11 protein-coding genes, 2 tRNA genes and 1 pseudogene are annotated in these 15503 nt (G+C 70.4%); 9 read left to right on the top strand and 5 right to left on the bottom strand.

Annotated features, from left to right (window positions below; translation table 11 throughout):
• Positions 1-159: 159 nt before the first annotated feature.
• A complete protein-coding gene (gltX, locus tag AB0305_RS06630) occupies positions 160-1707 on the top strand; it encodes a glutamate--tRNA ligase (protein WP_364134911.1) in 1548 nt (515 codons plus the stop codon).
• A gap of 2 nt (positions 1708-1709) precedes the next feature.
• Entirely contained in the window at positions 1710-2456 is a 747-nt protein-coding gene (locus AB0305_RS06625; RefSeq protein WP_364135777.1) for an HAD family hydrolase, read from the top strand.
• Positions 2457-2504: 48 nt separating this feature from the next.
• Here AB0305_RS06625 and AB0305_RS06620 read toward each other — a convergent pair whose 3' ends face one another.
• A complete protein-coding gene (locus AB0305_RS06620; protein WP_364134914.1) occupies positions 2505-3935 on the bottom strand; it encodes a hypothetical protein in 1431 nt (476 codons plus the stop codon).
• 344 nt (positions 3936-4279) lie between these two features.
• Here AB0305_RS06620 and AB0305_RS06615 point away from each other — a divergent pair.
• From AB0305_RS06615 to AB0305_RS06600, 4 genes are all read left to right on the top strand, one after another.
• Positions 4280-4351: transfer RNA gene (locus tag AB0305_RS06615), tRNA-Gln, on the top strand.
• A 108-nt stretch (positions 4352-4459) separates the two neighbouring features.
• Positions 4460-4532, top strand: a tRNA-Glu gene (locus AB0305_RS06610).
• Between the two features lie 156 nt (positions 4533-4688).
• The gene (locus AB0305_RS06605; RefSeq protein ID WP_364135780.1) at positions 4689-6425 is read left to right on the top strand and encodes a dynamin family protein; all 1737 of its coding nucleotides are present in this window, start codon (positions 4689-4691) and stop codon (positions 6423-6425) included.
• Positions 6422-8038, top strand: coding sequence for a GTPase (locus AB0305_RS06600; RefSeq protein WP_364134917.1), 1617 nt, complete (start codon positions 6422-6424; stop codon positions 8036-8038). Before AB0305_RS06605 ends, AB0305_RS06600 begins: the two co-directional genes overlap by 4 nt.
• Here AB0305_RS06600 and AB0305_RS06595 read toward each other — a convergent pair.
• Complete coding sequence (locus AB0305_RS06595; protein ID WP_364134920.1) at positions 8035-8586, bottom strand: DUF1697 domain-containing protein; 552 nt, start codon at positions 8584-8586, stop codon at positions 8035-8037. The two genes, AB0305_RS06600 and AB0305_RS06595, sit on opposite strands and share 4 nt — an antisense overlap.
• A gap of 38 nt (positions 8587-8624) precedes the next feature.
• The gene (locus AB0305_RS06590; protein WP_364134923.1) at positions 8625-9344 is read right to left on the bottom strand and encodes an IclR family transcriptional regulator; all 720 of its coding nucleotides are present in this window, start codon (positions 9342-9344) and stop codon (positions 8625-8627) included.
• A 145-nt stretch (positions 9345-9489) separates the two neighbouring features.
• Between AB0305_RS06590 and leuC the strand changes: the two genes are divergently transcribed.
• Together leuC and leuD are read left to right on the top strand one after the other, a co-directional pair.
• Complete coding sequence (gene leuC, locus AB0305_RS06585; RefSeq protein WP_364134926.1) at positions 9490-10944, top strand: 3-isopropylmalate dehydratase large subunit; 1455 nt, start codon at positions 9490-9492, stop codon at positions 10942-10944.
• A 9-nt stretch (positions 10945-10953) separates the two neighbouring features.
• Positions 10954-11556 (top strand): 3-isopropylmalate dehydratase small subunit, encoded by a 603-nt coding sequence (gene leuD, locus AB0305_RS06580; protein ID WP_364134929.1) that lies wholly within the window; start codon positions 10954-10956, stop codon positions 11554-11556.
• A gap of 106 nt (positions 11557-11662) precedes the next feature.
• On the opposite strand, the pseudogene AB0305_RS06575 reads toward leuD, so the two are convergent.
• Both AB0305_RS06575 and AB0305_RS06570 read right to left on the bottom strand, forming a co-directional pair.
• Positions 11663-12980 (bottom strand): annotated as a pseudogene (locus AB0305_RS06575) (HNH endonuclease).
• Positions 12981-13158: 178 nt separating this feature from the next.
• Positions 13159-14085: a DMT family transporter gene (locus tag AB0305_RS06570; RefSeq protein WP_364134932.1), complete on the bottom strand. Its 927-nt coding sequence runs from the start codon at positions 14083-14085 to the stop codon at positions 13159-13161.
• Between AB0305_RS06570 and AB0305_RS06565 the strand changes: the two genes are divergently transcribed.
• Positions 14084-15496 (top strand): PLP-dependent aminotransferase family protein, encoded by a 1413-nt coding sequence (locus AB0305_RS06565; RefSeq protein WP_364134935.1) that lies wholly within the window; start codon positions 14084-14086, stop codon positions 15494-15496. The genes AB0305_RS06570 and AB0305_RS06565 overlap by 2 nt on opposite strands.
• Positions 15497-15503: the final 7 nt, after the last annotated feature.

Genomic DNA, 15503 nt, shown 5'->3' with positions numbered 1-15503 from the left:
ACGAGGTGGAGATCGAGGTCATCGGACTCCACTCCAACCCGATCGTCCGCCGGTAGGAAACCGCGCCGATTTCGGACAGCCGCACCGTGGAGCCACGGTGCGGCTGTCCGTTTTCACAGCGGGAACGGGTACCGGGCACGCGGTAAAGTTGGTACCACTATGACTACTCCCACCGCGCCCGACGCCGTCTCCAGCTCTGCCACCACGGACCCGAACCGTGAAGCCTCCCGCGAAGTCACCGCGGACACCCCGGTCCGGGTCCGGTTCTGCCCCTCGCCCACCGGAACCCCGCACGTCGGCCTGATCCGCACCGCCCTGTTCAACTGGGCCCACGCGAAGCACACCAAGGGCACGTTCGTCTTCCGGATCGAGGACACGGACGCGGCGCGCGACTCGGAGGAGAGCTACCAGCAGCTGCTGGAGGCGCTGAAGTGGCTCGGCATCAGCTGGGAAGAGGGCGTCGAGGTGGGCGGCCCGCACGAACCCTACCGCCAGTCGCAGCGCCTGGACCTCTACAAGGACGTGGTGGCCAAGCTCGTCGCAGGCGGCTACGCCTACGAGTGCTACTCCTCCCCGGAGGAAGTCGAGGCACGCCACCGCGCCGCCGGCCGCGACCCGAAGCTTGGCTACGACAACTTCGACCGGAACCTCTCCGAGGAACAGCTCGCCGCGTTCCAGGCCGAGGGCCGGCAGCCGGTGTTGCGGATGCGGATGCCCGACGAGGATGTCACCTTCACCGACATGGTCCGCGGCGAGATCACCTTCAAGGCCGGCAGCATCCCGGACTACGTGATCGTCCGCGCCGACGGTTCGCCGCTCTACACCCTGGTCAACCCGGTGGACGACGCGCTGATGGGCATCACCCACGTCCTCCGCGGCGAGGACCTGCTCTCCTCCACGCCCCGCCAGGTGGTGCTGTTCCGGGCGCTGATGGAGATCGGCGTCGCCAGCTACCTGCCCGAGTTCGGCCACCTGCCCTACGTCATGGGCGAGGGCAACAAGAAGCTCTCCAAGCGCGATCCGCAGTCCAACCTCTTTCTGCTGCGCGACCGCGGCTTCATCCCCGAGGGCCTGCTTAACTACCTCTCGCTGCTGGGCTGGAGCCTCTCCGCGGACGAGGACATCTTCACCGTGGAGCAGTTGATCGAGAACTTCGACGTCCACGACGTGCTGGCCAACCCGGCCCGCTTCGACCTCAAGAAGGCCGAGGCCATCAACGGCACGCACATCCGCATGCTCGACGCCGAGGACTTCCGCGGCCGGCTGGTCCCGTACCTGCAGGCCGCCGGCCTGGTGGGGGAGACGCTTACCGCGCGCGAAGAAGAGATCCTCGCCGAGGCTGCGCCGCTGATCCAGGAGCGCATCTCGCTCCTCGGCGAAGCGCCCGAGATGCTCGCCTTCCTCTTCAAGGCCGACGACGCGGTGGACGTGGCCGACGACGCCCGCAAGGGACTCCCGGAGAACCTCACCGAGGTCCTCGACGCCGCCCTGGCCTCGCTGGAACCGCTGCAGGACTGGACCGCGGAGAGCATCCAGGCCGCCCTGAAGGAGTCGCTGGTCGAGGGCCTCGGCGTCAAGCCCCGGCTGGCGTTCGGCCCGGTCCGCACGGCCATATCCGGCCGCCGGATCTCCCCGCCGCTGTTCGAGTCCATGGTCATCCTGGGCCGGGACTCGTCCCTGGCCCGCCTGCGCGCCTTCCGCGGCTGATGATGGATGCCGCCACGCGGGGCGGGGACCGGGCGGCCGACGTGCTGGCGCCCGGTCTCACCGCCGTCACCGGGGTGCTCTTCGATATCGACGACACGCTGGTGGACCTGGAGTTCGCCATGACGGCGGCCCTGCGCGGCGTCAGCGAGCATCTGCTCCCGGGCCTGGATGAGGCCTCCTGGGAGAAGTTTGGCCGCATCTTCACGAAGGAAACCACGCACTACTACGACCGCTACCTGGCCGGCGAGCTGACGTTCAACGAGCAGCGCCTGCTCCGCGGCCGCGCCGCACTGGGGCACTTCGGCGTCGAGCTCGCCGAGGGGGAGCAGGCCCATCACTGGGTCAGCTCCTACGCTAGCCTGCAGCACAGCTACATCCGCGCCTTCGACGACGTGGTTCCGCTGCTGAACGCCCTGGACGCCGCGGGGATCCCGTACGGTGCCGTGAGCAACAACGTCCACGACTACCAGCGTGTGAAGCTCGACGCCGCCGGGCTGGAGCGGATCGGCGTGCTGGTCGGCACGGACACCGTGGGCGTCCCGAAGCCGGACCCCGCCATCTACCTCGAGGGTGTGCGCCTGCTTGGTACCGGCCCGGGCGAGACGCTCTATGTCGGCGACAACCGGCTGCTCGACGCGGACGGCGCGACGGCGGCCGGACTGCTGGGCGTGTGGCTTAACCGCGGAGGAGACCCCGCGCCGGAGTTCACCGGACGCGAGGTCTCCTCGCTGCTGGACCTGCTCGCCTGAGCTGATTCGCCTGACGTTTCGCCTGCGCGGTTAGGCAGGAGCCTTCCGTTAAGCCGGAGCCTGGGCGATCCGCCGGTTCCGCAGCGCCAGGTAGGCGCCGACGGCGCCGAGCGCCAGCAGAGTCACCAATCCCAGGGCCACGGCCACGTCGTTCTTGATCATGCTCGACGGCGACACCGCAGAGGCGCTGGAGAAGAGCGTGCCGGTTCCGGCGGCGATCTGCGCGTTGCCGTCGGCCAGCTTGTCGGCGCCGGTGGCGAGCTGTGTGGACCCCGCTGCGAGCTTACTGTTGCCGGTGTGAAGGTCGGAGGCGCCGGTGGCCAGTGCGGTGGATCCATTCAGCAGGCCCGGGTTTGCCGGGTCCGCGGGATCGCCCTTGATGCCCGTGTTCAGTGCCAGGGTTCCGTCCGCGAGCCGGGAGCTGCCGTCGGTCATCTTGGCCGTGGCCTTCAGCAGGCCCGGGTGCTCCGGATCGCCGGGTACGCCGTCCATGCCCACCCGGATTTTCGAGGTGCCGTCCGCCAGCAGTCGGGTGCCCAGGACGACGCCGGGGTTGTTCGGGTCCTGGCTGTTGAGCTTGGCCGCCAGGGTAGCGAAGCCGGCGGTGAGCTTCCCGGTTCCGGCGTGGAGCTGCCCGGCGCCGGTGTTCAACTGGGCGGCGCCGCTGCGGAGCTGGCCGGCCCCGGCCTGCAGTTGCGAGGCGCCCGCGTCCAGGCGGTGGGCGCCGTCCAAGATCTTGGTGATCTTGTCCCTGACCACGGACAGCGGCACCAGGCCCTGGACCGGATCACTGGCGGCGGCATTCAGCTGCTCCAGCGCCTGGGCCAGGGCAGCCGTTCCGGTTCCGGCCTCGGGGTTGTTGTTGGCGCCCCGGTAGCCCTTGAGCTGGTCGGTGCCGGCGGCGAGCTGGTCCGTGCCGGCGGCCAGTTGGCCCGTGCCCGCGGCCAGCTGGCCGGCTCCGGCGTTGAGCTGGGTAGCGCCGTCGGCCAGGTTGTTGTCCGCGTTGCCGGCGGCCGTGGGGGTCAGCGCGGCGGAGAGCTGGACAGCACCCGCCGCCAGCTTCTGGGCGCCGTCGTCCACCTGGTAGACGCCGGGGGCGAGCTTATTGTCCACATCCGTCTGGATCTTGACCGCCCCCTCGGAGAGCTGGGTCGCGCCCTGCTGCAGCTGATCCGCGCCGGGGGCGAGCTTGCCGGCGATGCCCTGGTGGATCTTCTCCGCGCCGTCCGAGAGCTTGCCAGAGCCGGTGTCGGCCTGGCCCGCGCCGTCGGCGAGCTTCCCCGCACCGTCCTTGAGCTGCTGTGCCCCGGCGGCGGCCTGGCCCGCGCCGTCGTTGAGACGGGCGGACCCGTCGGTGATCTTGCCCGTGACCAGGGTGTAGAAGCCCAGCAGGGCGATCAGCAGCAGCGCCAGGACGGCGATGGCGATTTGTTGGGCCCGGTTACGGGGCGGAGCGATGGCGACACGACTCTGTGGCACAACTTGTTCCTCTCGACGATCCAGCCGGCAACGGCTGCGCTGCCGGCCCCGCCAGTGTGATGCAGCTAACAGCCGTCTCCGGCCGTGGGGATGCTGCTTTTCGATTGGGGGAAGGGTTGGGTTACTCGTTGGTAACTTACCGAGAGTAAACTTACCGGCGCCGGATTGGCAAGGGTTTTCGCAGATTGACCGGAGTCGTCGGCCGCCAGGGGCGCCTTCGGAGGCGTACCGGCAGGGTCTTCGGGCCGATTTGTGCCGGACAAAAGTCTCGGGTAAAGTAATTACTCGTGCTGAGGCGCCGGGAGCGCGGGTTTAGTCCTGCGGAACCGGTCCGAAAGTCACAATGGGATATGGTGTAATTGGCAACACTACGGTTTCTGGTACCGTCATTCTAGGTTCGAGTCCTGGTATCCCAGCTCTGAAAATCCGCGGAATTCCGCGGAAAATCGGAGCATCTGAATCGGTTCAGCCGATTTGGAGAACGGCTGAAGGTATGAAACAATCTTCGAGCTGGAAAAGTGCAAGGCCCCATCGTATAGCGGCCTAGTACGCCGCCCTCTCACGGCGGTAACGCGGGTTCGAATCCCGCTGGGGTCACAAATTTCCCCCGGAGACCACGGTCTCCGGGGGATTTTTTATGCCCTGAATGCCGCTGCCCGGCCGCCCCGCGGACCGTCGACCTGCCATGATGAAGCTGTGAGCGACCACGAGAGCACCATTCCCGCCCGCGCAGGCCGGGCCGCCGCACGCCAGATGAACGCGGTAGAGCTGCTGGAGGACGCCCGCCGCGAGCTGGCCGCCGTGGTCCTGCCGCTGGACCTCCCTGGGGTGGAGGACCCCCGCCGCGACCTCCGCAACGCCGCCGCCCAACTGGACGACTACATCCTGCCCCGCTACCGCAGCCTCGACGCACCCTTACTCGCCGTCGTCGGCGGGTCCACCGGCGCCGGGAAGTCCACGCTGGTCAACGCCCTGATGGGCCACCCTGTCACCCGTGCCGGAGCGATCCGACCCACCACCCGCCAGCCCATCCTCCTGCACCACCCGGCCGACGCCGGCTGGTTCGAGGACCAGCGGGTGCTGCCCACGCTCGGCAGGATCCGCGGCACCGTCCTCGCCGGGCCGCCCCCGGAGCAGGCCGCGTCGGTCCCCGCCGTCGGCGGGGAGACTGCCGCGGTGACCTCTCTGGTCCTCGCCGGCGACGCGGCGGTCCCGGCCGGCGTCGCGCTCCTGGATGCCCCCGACGTCGACTCCGTCTCTGACGAGAACCGCCAGCTCGCCGGACAGCTGCTCGCCGCGGCGGATCTCTGGATCTTCGTGACCACGGCCAACCGCTACGCCGACGCCGTGCCCTGGCGTCTGTTGCTGGACGCCGCCGCCCGCGACATCACCGTGGCCGTGGTGCTGGACCGCGTACCGCCGGCGGCCGAGGACGAGGTGGCCGCCGACCTGCGGACGATGCTCGAGCGCCAGGGCCTGGGCTCGGCGCGGCTGTTCATCGTCCCGGAGGTGCCCCTGGACCGGGAGGGCATGCTGCCGCCGGCCACGGTGGCGCCGCTGCTCGCCTGGCTGCGCGGAATCGCGGCGGACGCCGCCGGCAGGTCCGCAATCGCCCGGCGGACCCTCAACGGCGCCATCAGGGGCCTCGCCGCCAGGTTCACCGCCGCTGCGGACGCCGTCGCGGCGCAGCAGGAAGCAGCCCGGCAGCTGGAGTTGGACGCCACGAACGCCTACGGGGATGCCGCCGGCCGCATCCAGGCCGCCACCCGCGACGGTGCCCTGCTGCGGGGAGAGGTGCTCGCCCGGTGGCAGGACTTCGTCGGCACCGGGGAGTTCTTCCGCGTCATGGAACAGAACATCGGCCGGATGCGGGACCGGGTCGGCGCGTTCTTCCGGGGCGAACCGGCCCCGGCGGTCCGCGTCGAAACGGCCATCGAGACCGGCCTGCAAGCGGTGATCCTCGACGAGGCGGCCAACGCCGCCGAGGAGACGGACCGGCGTTGGCGTTCCGACCCGGCCGGCCGCCGCCTGCTGGGGACCGACGACCTGTCCGGCACCTCGCCGGGCTTCGCGGACGCCGTCGCGGCCGAGATCCGGGCGTGGCAGGGAAGCCTGATGGAGCTGATCCGGACCGAGGGACAAGGCAAACGCACCCAGGCACGCTGGCTGTCCTTCGGAATCAACGGCCTCGGTGCGGCGCTGATGATCGTCGTCTTCTCCATGACCGCCGGCCTCACCGGCCTGGAGATCGGCGTCGCCGGCGGGACGGCCGTGATCGGCCAGCGCGTCCTGGAAGCGGTCTTCGGCGAGGACGCCGTGCGCCGGCTGGCCAGGACCGCCCGCACCGACCTGCAGGAACGCTGCCTGCGCCTCCTCGACGACGAGCGGCAGCGATTCCTGGACCGCCTCGAGGCCGCGGCGCCGGACGTCGTCCCGGCCGCGGACCTGCGGGCGCTGGCCGCCGCCCTGACCGCGCTGGCGGCCGGATGAACCGCCACGCCTCGGCCCGGGAGGCATCCCGGCTGGACCGACGGCTGGAAGCACTCGATGACGCCCGGCAATTGGCGGCCGGGGTGCTGCCGGACGAGACCTTGGACGAGGTCCTGCAGGTCTTGGAGCGTGCCAGCTCGCGGCGTTCCCTCTCCGCCGAACACACCGTGGTGGGCTTCTTCGGGGCCACCGGCAGCGGAAAGTCGTCGCTGTTCAATGCGGTGGCCGGCGCGGCCATCGCGACGGCGGCGGCCCGCCGCCCCACGACGTCGGAGCCGCTTGCCGGGATCTGGGGCGCGGAAGGCAGTGGGCAGCTTCTGGACTGGCTGGACGTGCGCCACCGGCATATTGCCGCGGCCGTGCCCGGCTTCGCGGACGACTCCACCGGGCTGATCCTGCTGGACCTGCCCGACATTGACTCCACCCGCGCCGAAAACCGGGCCATCGCAGAGCGCCTGACGGGCCTGGTGGACGTCCTGGTCTGGGTACTCGACCCGCAGAAGTACGCCGACGCGGCGGTGCATCACGACTTCCTCGCCCCGCTCGCCACCCACGCCGCCGTGACTTTGGTGGTCCTCAACCAGGTGGACCGGCTGCCGGAACACGACGTGCGGCCGGTCCTGGAATCCCTCCAGTCGCTGCTCCACCGCGACGGACTGGGTTCCGTGCAGGTCCTCGGAGCCTCGGCCCTCGTGGGGACCGGGGTGGATAAGGTCCGCGCCGCGATCCGCCAGGTGGCCATGCAGCGGCGCGCGCTGTCCCAGCGGCTGGCGGCCGACGTCGACCACGCGGCCCACCGGTTGGCCGAAGAATCCGGGACGGGTGAGGCCGCCGGCGTCCGGCCCGGCAGCCGGGAACGCCTGTCCCGGGAACTGGCCACGGCCGCCAACGTGCCGCTGGTGGTGGACGCGGTGGCCGCCTCTTACCGGCTGGAGGCGACGCGCCGGACCGGCTGGCCGGTGACCCGTTGGCTCGCCCGGCTCCGGCCGGACCCCCTGCGCAGGCTGAACCTGCGCCGGACCGGGGAACCGCCGCAGCTGAACCGGACCTCGCTGCCCCCCGCCGGTGCGCCGGAGCGCGCGCGGACCGACGCTGCGGTCCGGGACTTCGCCGACGCCGCCTCCGACGGCGCGCCCGGACCGTGGCGGGCGGCCATCCGCGCCGCAGCCCGGGAGGGCCGGGAGCAGCTCCCGGACGCGCTCGACCAGGCGATCGCCGGGACCGAACTGTCCGCGGGGCGGGGCTCCTGGTGGTGGCGACTCTTCAACGTCATGCAGTGGCTGGGGCTGGTGGCTGCGGTTGCCGGGCTGGGCTGGCTGGGGGTACTGGCGGCGCTGGGCTACTTCCAGCTGCCGGTTCCGGAGGTTCCCCGCGTCGAAGGCTGGCCGGTGCCCACGGTGCTGGTGGCCGGGGGAGCGCTACTGGGCGTGGTGCTGGCCCTGGCGGCGCGGACCCTCGCAGGAATGGCTGCTGGGGCGCGGGCCCGGGCCGCGCGCCGCCGGCTGGAGGCAGCGGCCGACGCCGTCGCCCGTGACCTCGTGGTGGCGCCCGTCGAGCTCGAAGCCAGCCGGCTCACCGCGTTCAACGCTGCACTGAAGGTGGCTGGCGGCTAGACGCGCCCTCCCCGCAGGTCCGCGGCGGCGTCGCGGACCTTGATCAGGGTGCGCAGGTTGCGCGTGGTGGTGGAGGACTTGTACTTCGGCTTCGAGGAGAGCTTGCTGAACGGGCTGTCCAGGGTGCCGCCGGCCGGGGCAAGCCACGCCACCGCCTCGGAGCCCAGCAGGGTCAGCTCCACGCCGTCCACTGCGGTTCCGGCGTCGTACAGTTCGGCGAGGACGCCGGCGTCGGAGGACAGCGTGACGTAGCTGTGCGTGCCGGCGTCGTCCGGCGGATACGGGCACGCGGCCACCAGCTCCGCCAGGCGTTCGGCGGGCAGTACCACCACCCAGGCGTCGTAGCCGAAAGCCTCGCGCAGGCACTCCTCGAACTCGGCCTTCACCCCGGCCGCGGGCAGGTCGCTGGTCAGGACCACGTTCCCGCTGGCCAGCAGTGTCTTCACGGAGCCGAAGGGCCGCTGCTTCAGGGCATCCTTCAGTTCGGCCATTTTGATGGTGATGCCGCCGACGTTGACCCCGCGCAGGAAGACCGCATAGCTGTTCATCCGCACAGCCTAGCGCCGGCCGCCGACGCCGGGGAGAATCAGTCGTTGGTTTTGCGCAGCGCCTCGGTCAGCGTGCGGGCGGCGGTGCAGACCACCTCGGCGTGCAGGCGGCCCGGCTGGCGGGTCAGGCGCTCGATGGGACCGGAGATCGAGACCGCGGCGATGACGCGTCCGGACGGACCGCGGACGGGGGCCGAGACGGAGGCGACCCCGGGCTCACGTTCACCGAGGCTTTGAGCCCAGCCCCGGCGTCGTACTCCGGCCAGAACAGTGGGCGTAAAGCGCGCGGCCTGCAGGCCTTCGAGCAGGCGGTCGTGGTCCTCCCATGCCAGGAGCACCTGGGCGGCCGAGCCTGCCTTCATTGACAGCTGGGTCCCGACCGGGATGGTGTCGCGCAGGCCGATGGGGCGTTCGGCGGAGGCGACGCAGACGCGCCAGTCGCCCTGGCGTCGGAAGATCTGGGCGCTCTCGCCCGTGGCGTCGCGCAACTGCATCAGGACCGGGCCGGCGGAGGCAATCAACCGGTCCTCGCCGGCGGCGGAGGCCAGCTCCACCAAGCGGCTACCGAGGACGAAGCGGCCCTGGATGTCGCGGCTGACAAGCCGGTGGTGGACCAGGGCCAGCGCCAGCCGGTGCACCGTGGGGCGGGCCAGGCCGGTGGCCGCGACAAGCTGGGCCAGGGTGGTGGGCCCGGCCTCAAGGGCGTCGAGTACGTGTGCCGCTTTATCGATGACGCCAACGCCACTAGAGTTGTCCATGTAATGATATTGCCGTCTCAATATCTGAGATGCAAATCATTGCGCTGGCTTATTCGGTCAGCGGGCTGATTCAGTGGATACATCAACGCCGCCGGGCGGATCCCGGCGGCACTGGCAGCAGCGAAAGCAGTGGAGGGAGCAGGCCGTGGGAAAGACATTGGCCGAGAAAGTCTGGGACGCGCACGTGGTGCGCAAGGGTGACGGCGAAGGCGCCAACGCCCAGCCTGACCTCCTCTTCATCGACCTTCACCTCGTGCACGAGGTGACTTCCCCGCAGGCGTTCGAGGGGCTGCGCCTGGCCGGCCGCCAACTCCGCCGGCCGGACCTGACGATCGCCACCGAGGATCACAACACCCCAACGCTCGCGATCGACAAGCCTATCGCCGACCTGACCAGCCGCACGCAGATCGAGACCCTGCGGAACAACTGCAAGGAATTCGGGGTGCGCCTGCACTCCCTGGGCGACGCCGAACAGGGAATCGTCCACGTGGTGGGCCCGCAGCTTGGACTGACCCAACCGGGCATGACGGTGGTCTGCGGCGATTCGCACACCTCCACCCACGGCGCCTTCGGTGCGCTCGCGATGGGCATCGGCACCTCCGAGGTGGAGCACGTCATGGCCACCCAGACGCTCTCGCTCAAGCCGTTCAAGACCATGGCCATCAACGTCGAGGGCACGTTGCGCCCTGGCGTGACGGCCAAGGACATCATCCTGGCGGTCATCGCGAAGATCGGCACCGGCGGCGGCCAGGGCTACGTGCTGGAGTACCGCGGCTCGGCGATCCGTGCGCTGTCCATGGAAGCCCGGATGACGATCTGCAACATGTCGATCGAGGCCGGGGCCCGCGCCGGCATGGTGGCCCCGGACCAGACGACGTACGACTACATGCAGGGCCGTCCGCACGCCCCCGAGGGCGCGGACTGGGACGCAGCGATTGAGTTCTGGAACACGCTGCGGACGGACGACGACGCCGTCTTCGACGCCCAGGTGGACCTCGACGCCGACACGCTGGAGCCCTTCGTGACGTGGGGGACCAACCCCGGCCAGGGCGTCTCGCTGTCCGACAAGGTGCCCTCGCCCGCGGATTTCGGCGACGAGAACGCCAAGGCCGCCGCGGAACGCGCCCTTCAGTACATGGGACTGGAGGCCGGGACGCCGATGAAGGACATCCGGGTGGACACCGTCTTCCTGGGCTCCTGCACCAACTCCCGGATGGAGGACCTGCGCGCCGCCGCGGAGATCATCCGCGGGCGCACCAAGGACCCCAACATCCGCATGCTGGTGGTTCCCGGTTCCGCCCGCGTCCGGCTGGAAGCCGAGGCGGAGGGGCTGGACAAGGTCTTCAAGGACTTCGGCGCAGAGTGGCGGTTCGCCGGCTGCTCGATGTGCCTGGGCATGAACCCCGATCAGCTGGAAGTGGGGGAGCGCTGCGCGTCCACCTCGAACCGCAACTTTGAAGGCCGGCAGGGCAAGGGCGGCCGCACCCATCTGGTCTCGCCGGTTGTGGCGGCGGCGACGGCGGTGCGCGGCACCCTGAGTTCGCCGTCGGATCTTGACCCCGAGCCCGTGTCCGCCGGACACCGCTCCAGCGCAGCCTAAGGAGAGACGATGGAAAAGTTCACCACCCACACCGGCATCGGCGTCCCGCTGCGGCAGAGCAACGTCGACACGGACCAGATCATCCCCGCCGTCTACCTCAAGCGGATCACGCGGACCGGCTTCGAGGACGCCCTGTTCTCCGCCTGGCGCAAGGACCCGTCCTTCATCCTTAACCAGGAACCGTTCTCCGCGGGATCGGTGCTGGTAGCCGGGCCGGACTTCGGGACAGGGTCTTCGCGTGAGCACGCCGTGTGGGCGCTCAAGGACTACGGCTTCAAGGCAGTGCTGTCCTCCCGGTTCGCCGACATCTTCCGCGGCAACTCGGGCAAGCAGGGGCTGCTGGCCGCCGAGCTGTCGCAGGACGACATCGAATTGATCTGGAAGGTGCTGGAGAACGCTCCGGGCACCGAGGTCCGGGTGGACCTGGTGTCCAAGACGGTCGAGTGCGGCAATGTCGTTGCTCCGTTCGAGATCGACGACTACACCCGCTGGCGCCTCTTGGAAGGTCTGGACGACATCGGGCTGACCCTTCAGCACGAGGACGACATCACCGCCTACGAGGCCACGCGGCCGGTATTCAAGCCCACGACGCTGCCCGCCAAGCTGGGCTGATTCTGTCGCTAGCAGCGGGTTGCCGCTTCCACCGCCGCCGGGTTTCTACCCGGCGGCGGTGTGGTTTAAGGCGGCGGTGTGGTTCAAAGGGCTCGCTGGTGACCTGCTAGGACGGCATCCGGACGCGGCGTCTGTTGCGCCCGTGGATTTGAGTTCGGGGTCTTGAGCGAAGGAGGTCGCCTAAGAGAGCCTCCGCACACGACCTCCTGGGCCCGCCGCTGCGGGTTCCCGGCATCGGCGGTGCGACAGAGAGATAGACGTGGCCGCTGGGCGTCCTCAGTTCGAGAGCGTGACGACGGTCGGGCGGTCTGGCGCCGGGTTCTGCCCTGTTGCCGGGCTCTGTCCTACCGACTGGCCGTGAGGTCCAGCCGGGGGTTTCTTTGGTGTGGTTGCAGGCTTCGCAGAGTCCGGCGCCGTTGGCTGCTGTGGTTTCTCCGTCCCGGTGCCAGGGGAGGATGAGGTCGAGGTGCCGGATGGGGGCGTCGCAGTACGGGGTCCGGCAGGTGGTGTCGCGGGTTTCGATGAACCGGCGCAGACCTGCGGGGAAGAGCCGGGCCCGGGCGTCCATGCCGGTCAGTTCGCCGGTGCCGGGTGCGGTGTAGAGCCTGCGGATCCACGTTGTGAACTCAGGGTTGTCGCCTTTGCCGGCCACGAGTTTCCTGGCCCACCCGGCCGGGACGACACCGTAGCCGGCGAGCCTCGCGGGTTCGCTGTCGCCGGCGAGGAGGGTCCGGTCGGTCATGACGAGCTGGACCTCGATGCCGGTGATCCCGCCCGGTGTGCCGGTGACCCGTTCGACCAAAGCATCCGCCATCAGCTGGCCTCGGGTCCGGGGGTTTCCTGTGGCGCGGGCGGTGTCGGCGTGCCGGGTCAGGGCGGCGTAGGCGGCGACTCCTGCGGCGACGGGGAGTAGGGCGGAGAGTGACACTGCGTTCGGTTTCGGCGTGGGCTGCCCGTTGGGTGACGGAGCGCGGGTCGTGCCGGTAGGCGGCGGCCTTGGCGGCGGAGATGATGGCCCGGTCTCCGGCGCCGTCGAAAGTGCCGGTGTCGGCGGCGATTTCCTCATCCACGGCGGCCCGGTCAGCAGAGTCGAGGCAGGCGGTTTCACGGACCAACAGTGTGGCACGCCATTCGTTCAGGCGCCCGGTGTCGAGGGCGGCTAAGGTGCGCGGCATCTCGGTCACCAGCGCCCGGGCCAGACCCAGGAGCCGTGAGCCTTTGGCCGGGGATTCCCGCCGCGCCAACGCGACCTCCGCCCCCACCCCGGTGCCGAGCTGGTCCGCGCGCAAGCCAAGGGCGGCTTGTTCCCGCCACCGGACCAGGTCCAGCGCCACGGCCAACCTCGCCTGCCGGGCCGCGATCGACGACTTCCGGTCCTCCAGCGCCCGGAGCTCATCGATGATCGCCGCCGCGTCTCCCACCATCGGGTCCGACACGCCGACTGAATCCTCGAAAAGCTTCCGACTGCCTTCCATGAACTAATTCAATCGGAGGGGTCTGACATTTAAGGATTGGGGCCGTGGGAGCGTAAAGAATGGGGTGCTGTGGTGCCGCAGGTCGGCTCCCCGAGAGCCGTCGTGTCCCCGAGAACGGGTTCGTCCCCTATCCCGACGCCCCCACCCTCGCCCGGACAGCAAGGGCCGCGCACAGAATGACCGCCATTCCGCCCGCGACGGTCAGCCAGCCCATCGGTTCGCCCAGGAGCAGCGCGGCCCAGCCGATGCTCAGCACCGGTTGCACCAGCTGGATCTGGCTGACCTTGGCCATCGGGCCCAGCGCCAGTCCGCGATACCAGGCGAAGAAGCCGAGGAACATGCTGACCACGGCCAGATACCCGAACGCCGCCCACTGTCCGGGATCGGCGTCGATCGGCTGCGCGACAACAGACAGAACAGTGAGGCCCGCCATGACCGGGAAGGCGGCAACCAGCGCCCAGGACACCGTCTGCCAGGAGCCCAGTTCACGGGCCAGCAGCCCGCCCTCCGCGTAACCGACGGCGGCCGAGGCCACGGCGCCCAGCAGCAACAGATCTGCCCAGCGCGGTCCATCGATCCCGCCGGACTGCAGCAGGCCAAATGCGACCGCGGCCAGTGCCCCGGCCGCGGTGGCAGCCCAGAACCGCGTCCCCGGCCGGGCACGGGTGCGGATCACGACGGCGGCGGCCGTCGCGGCCGGCAGCAGCGCGATCACCACCGCGCCGTGGCTGGCGGCTGCGGTGTGGAGGGCAAAGGACGTCAGCAGCGGGAAGCCGAGAACGATTCCCCCGGCAACGACGGCAAGGCGGAGCCACTGCCGCCGCGAGGGGAGCCGCTGGCCTGTGGCCGCCAGGACCAGCATGGCGAGGACCGCGGCCACCACCGCGCGGCCGGCCCCGATGAACAGCGGGGACATCCCGCCCACCGCCAGCCGGGTCATCGGGACGGTCAGCGAAAATGCCGCCACGCCCAGGAGCCCCCATCCGTATCCCGTGGACGGCCCGGCCGATAGCGGAGCGGGAATAACGGCAGTAGCGCTACTATTGTCTTTCATGTCTGACAATAGCAGTTCACGGATCGCCGATGGCCTCCGGGCCTGGGTGTCGGCCGCCGCGCCTGGGGCCCGGCTGCCGTCCACGCGGGCGCTCGTGGCCGAATACCAGGCCAGTCCCGTCACGGTGCAGTCTGCGCTCCGGTCCCTGGCCGCACAGGGGCTGATCGAGAGCCGGCCCGGCGTGGGCACCTTCGTCCGTCCCCGCGCCCAGGTCCGACCCTCCGACTACGGGTGGCAGTCAGCGGCCCTGGGTCCCGCGCCAGGCGCGCTTCGGCCCAATCCCGCCGCCATGCGCGACGTGCCAAACGACGTCACCGCCTTCAACGCCGGCTACCCGGACCGGGAGTTGCTGCCCGGCCGGATGGTGCGTGCTGCCCTGACCCGCGCCGCCCGGAGCGATGCGGCCGTCGCCCGCCCGCCTATGGCCGGGTTGCCGGAACTCCAGGCCTGGTTCGCGCAGGAACTCGGCGCATCATCGCTGCCGGACGTGCCGCCGCCCGTCGCGGCCGACGTCGTGATCCTCCCGGGATCCCAGAGCGGACTCAGCTCCCTCTTCCGCGCCTTGGTGGGCGCCGGCCAGCCGCTGCTCATGGAGTCGCCCACCTACTGGGGCGCCATCCTGGCCGCCGCCAGCGCCGGCGTACGGGTCATCCCGGTGCCGAGCGGGCCGGACGGGCCCGATGTCGAGGAGCTCGCCCGCGCCTTCGAGGAAACCGGCGCCCGCGCCTTTTACGCCCAACCGAGCTTCGCCAACCCCACCGGCGCGAACTGGACACGGAACCTCGGCGACCAGGTGCTGGATGTGGTGCGACGCCACGGGGCCTTTCTGATCGAGGACGACTGGGCCCACGACTTCGGCATCACCGCGGACCCTGCGCCGCTCGCCGCCCGTGACGGATCCGGCCACGTGGTCTACCTCCGGTCCCTGACCAAAAGCCTCTCCCCGGCAGTCCGGGTGGCCGCCGTCGTCGCCCGCGGATCCGCCCGGGAACGGATCGTCGCCGACCGGTTGGCGGAGTCCATGTACGTCAGCGGCCTGCTCCAGGCCGCTGCCGTCGACGTCGTCACCCAGCCCGGATGGCAGGCGCACCTGCGCGGCCTCAAGAGCCAGTTGAAATCCCGCCGTGACCTGCTGCTGGACAGCCTCCGCGAGTACGCGCCGGCGGCACACGTGGCCTACGTCCCGGCCGGGGGACTGAACCTCTGGGCCCGGCTCCCGGACGGAACCGCAATGGACCGCCTGGTCCGGGACTGCGAGGCCGGCGGCGTGGTGATCGCCGACGGTGCCGGCTGGTTCCCGGCCGAGGCCTCGGGCCCGTTCCTGCGGCTCAACTATGCCGGCCCAAACCCGGCGGCGTTCCCCCGGGCCGCCCGGGTGCTGGGGGAGGCCCTGAGGCGCAACGGCCGATAGTCAGCCA

The organism is Arthrobacter sp. NPDC080086, from assembly GCF_040702285.1.
This window is presented reverse-complemented; position numbering and strand designations above follow the sequence as displayed.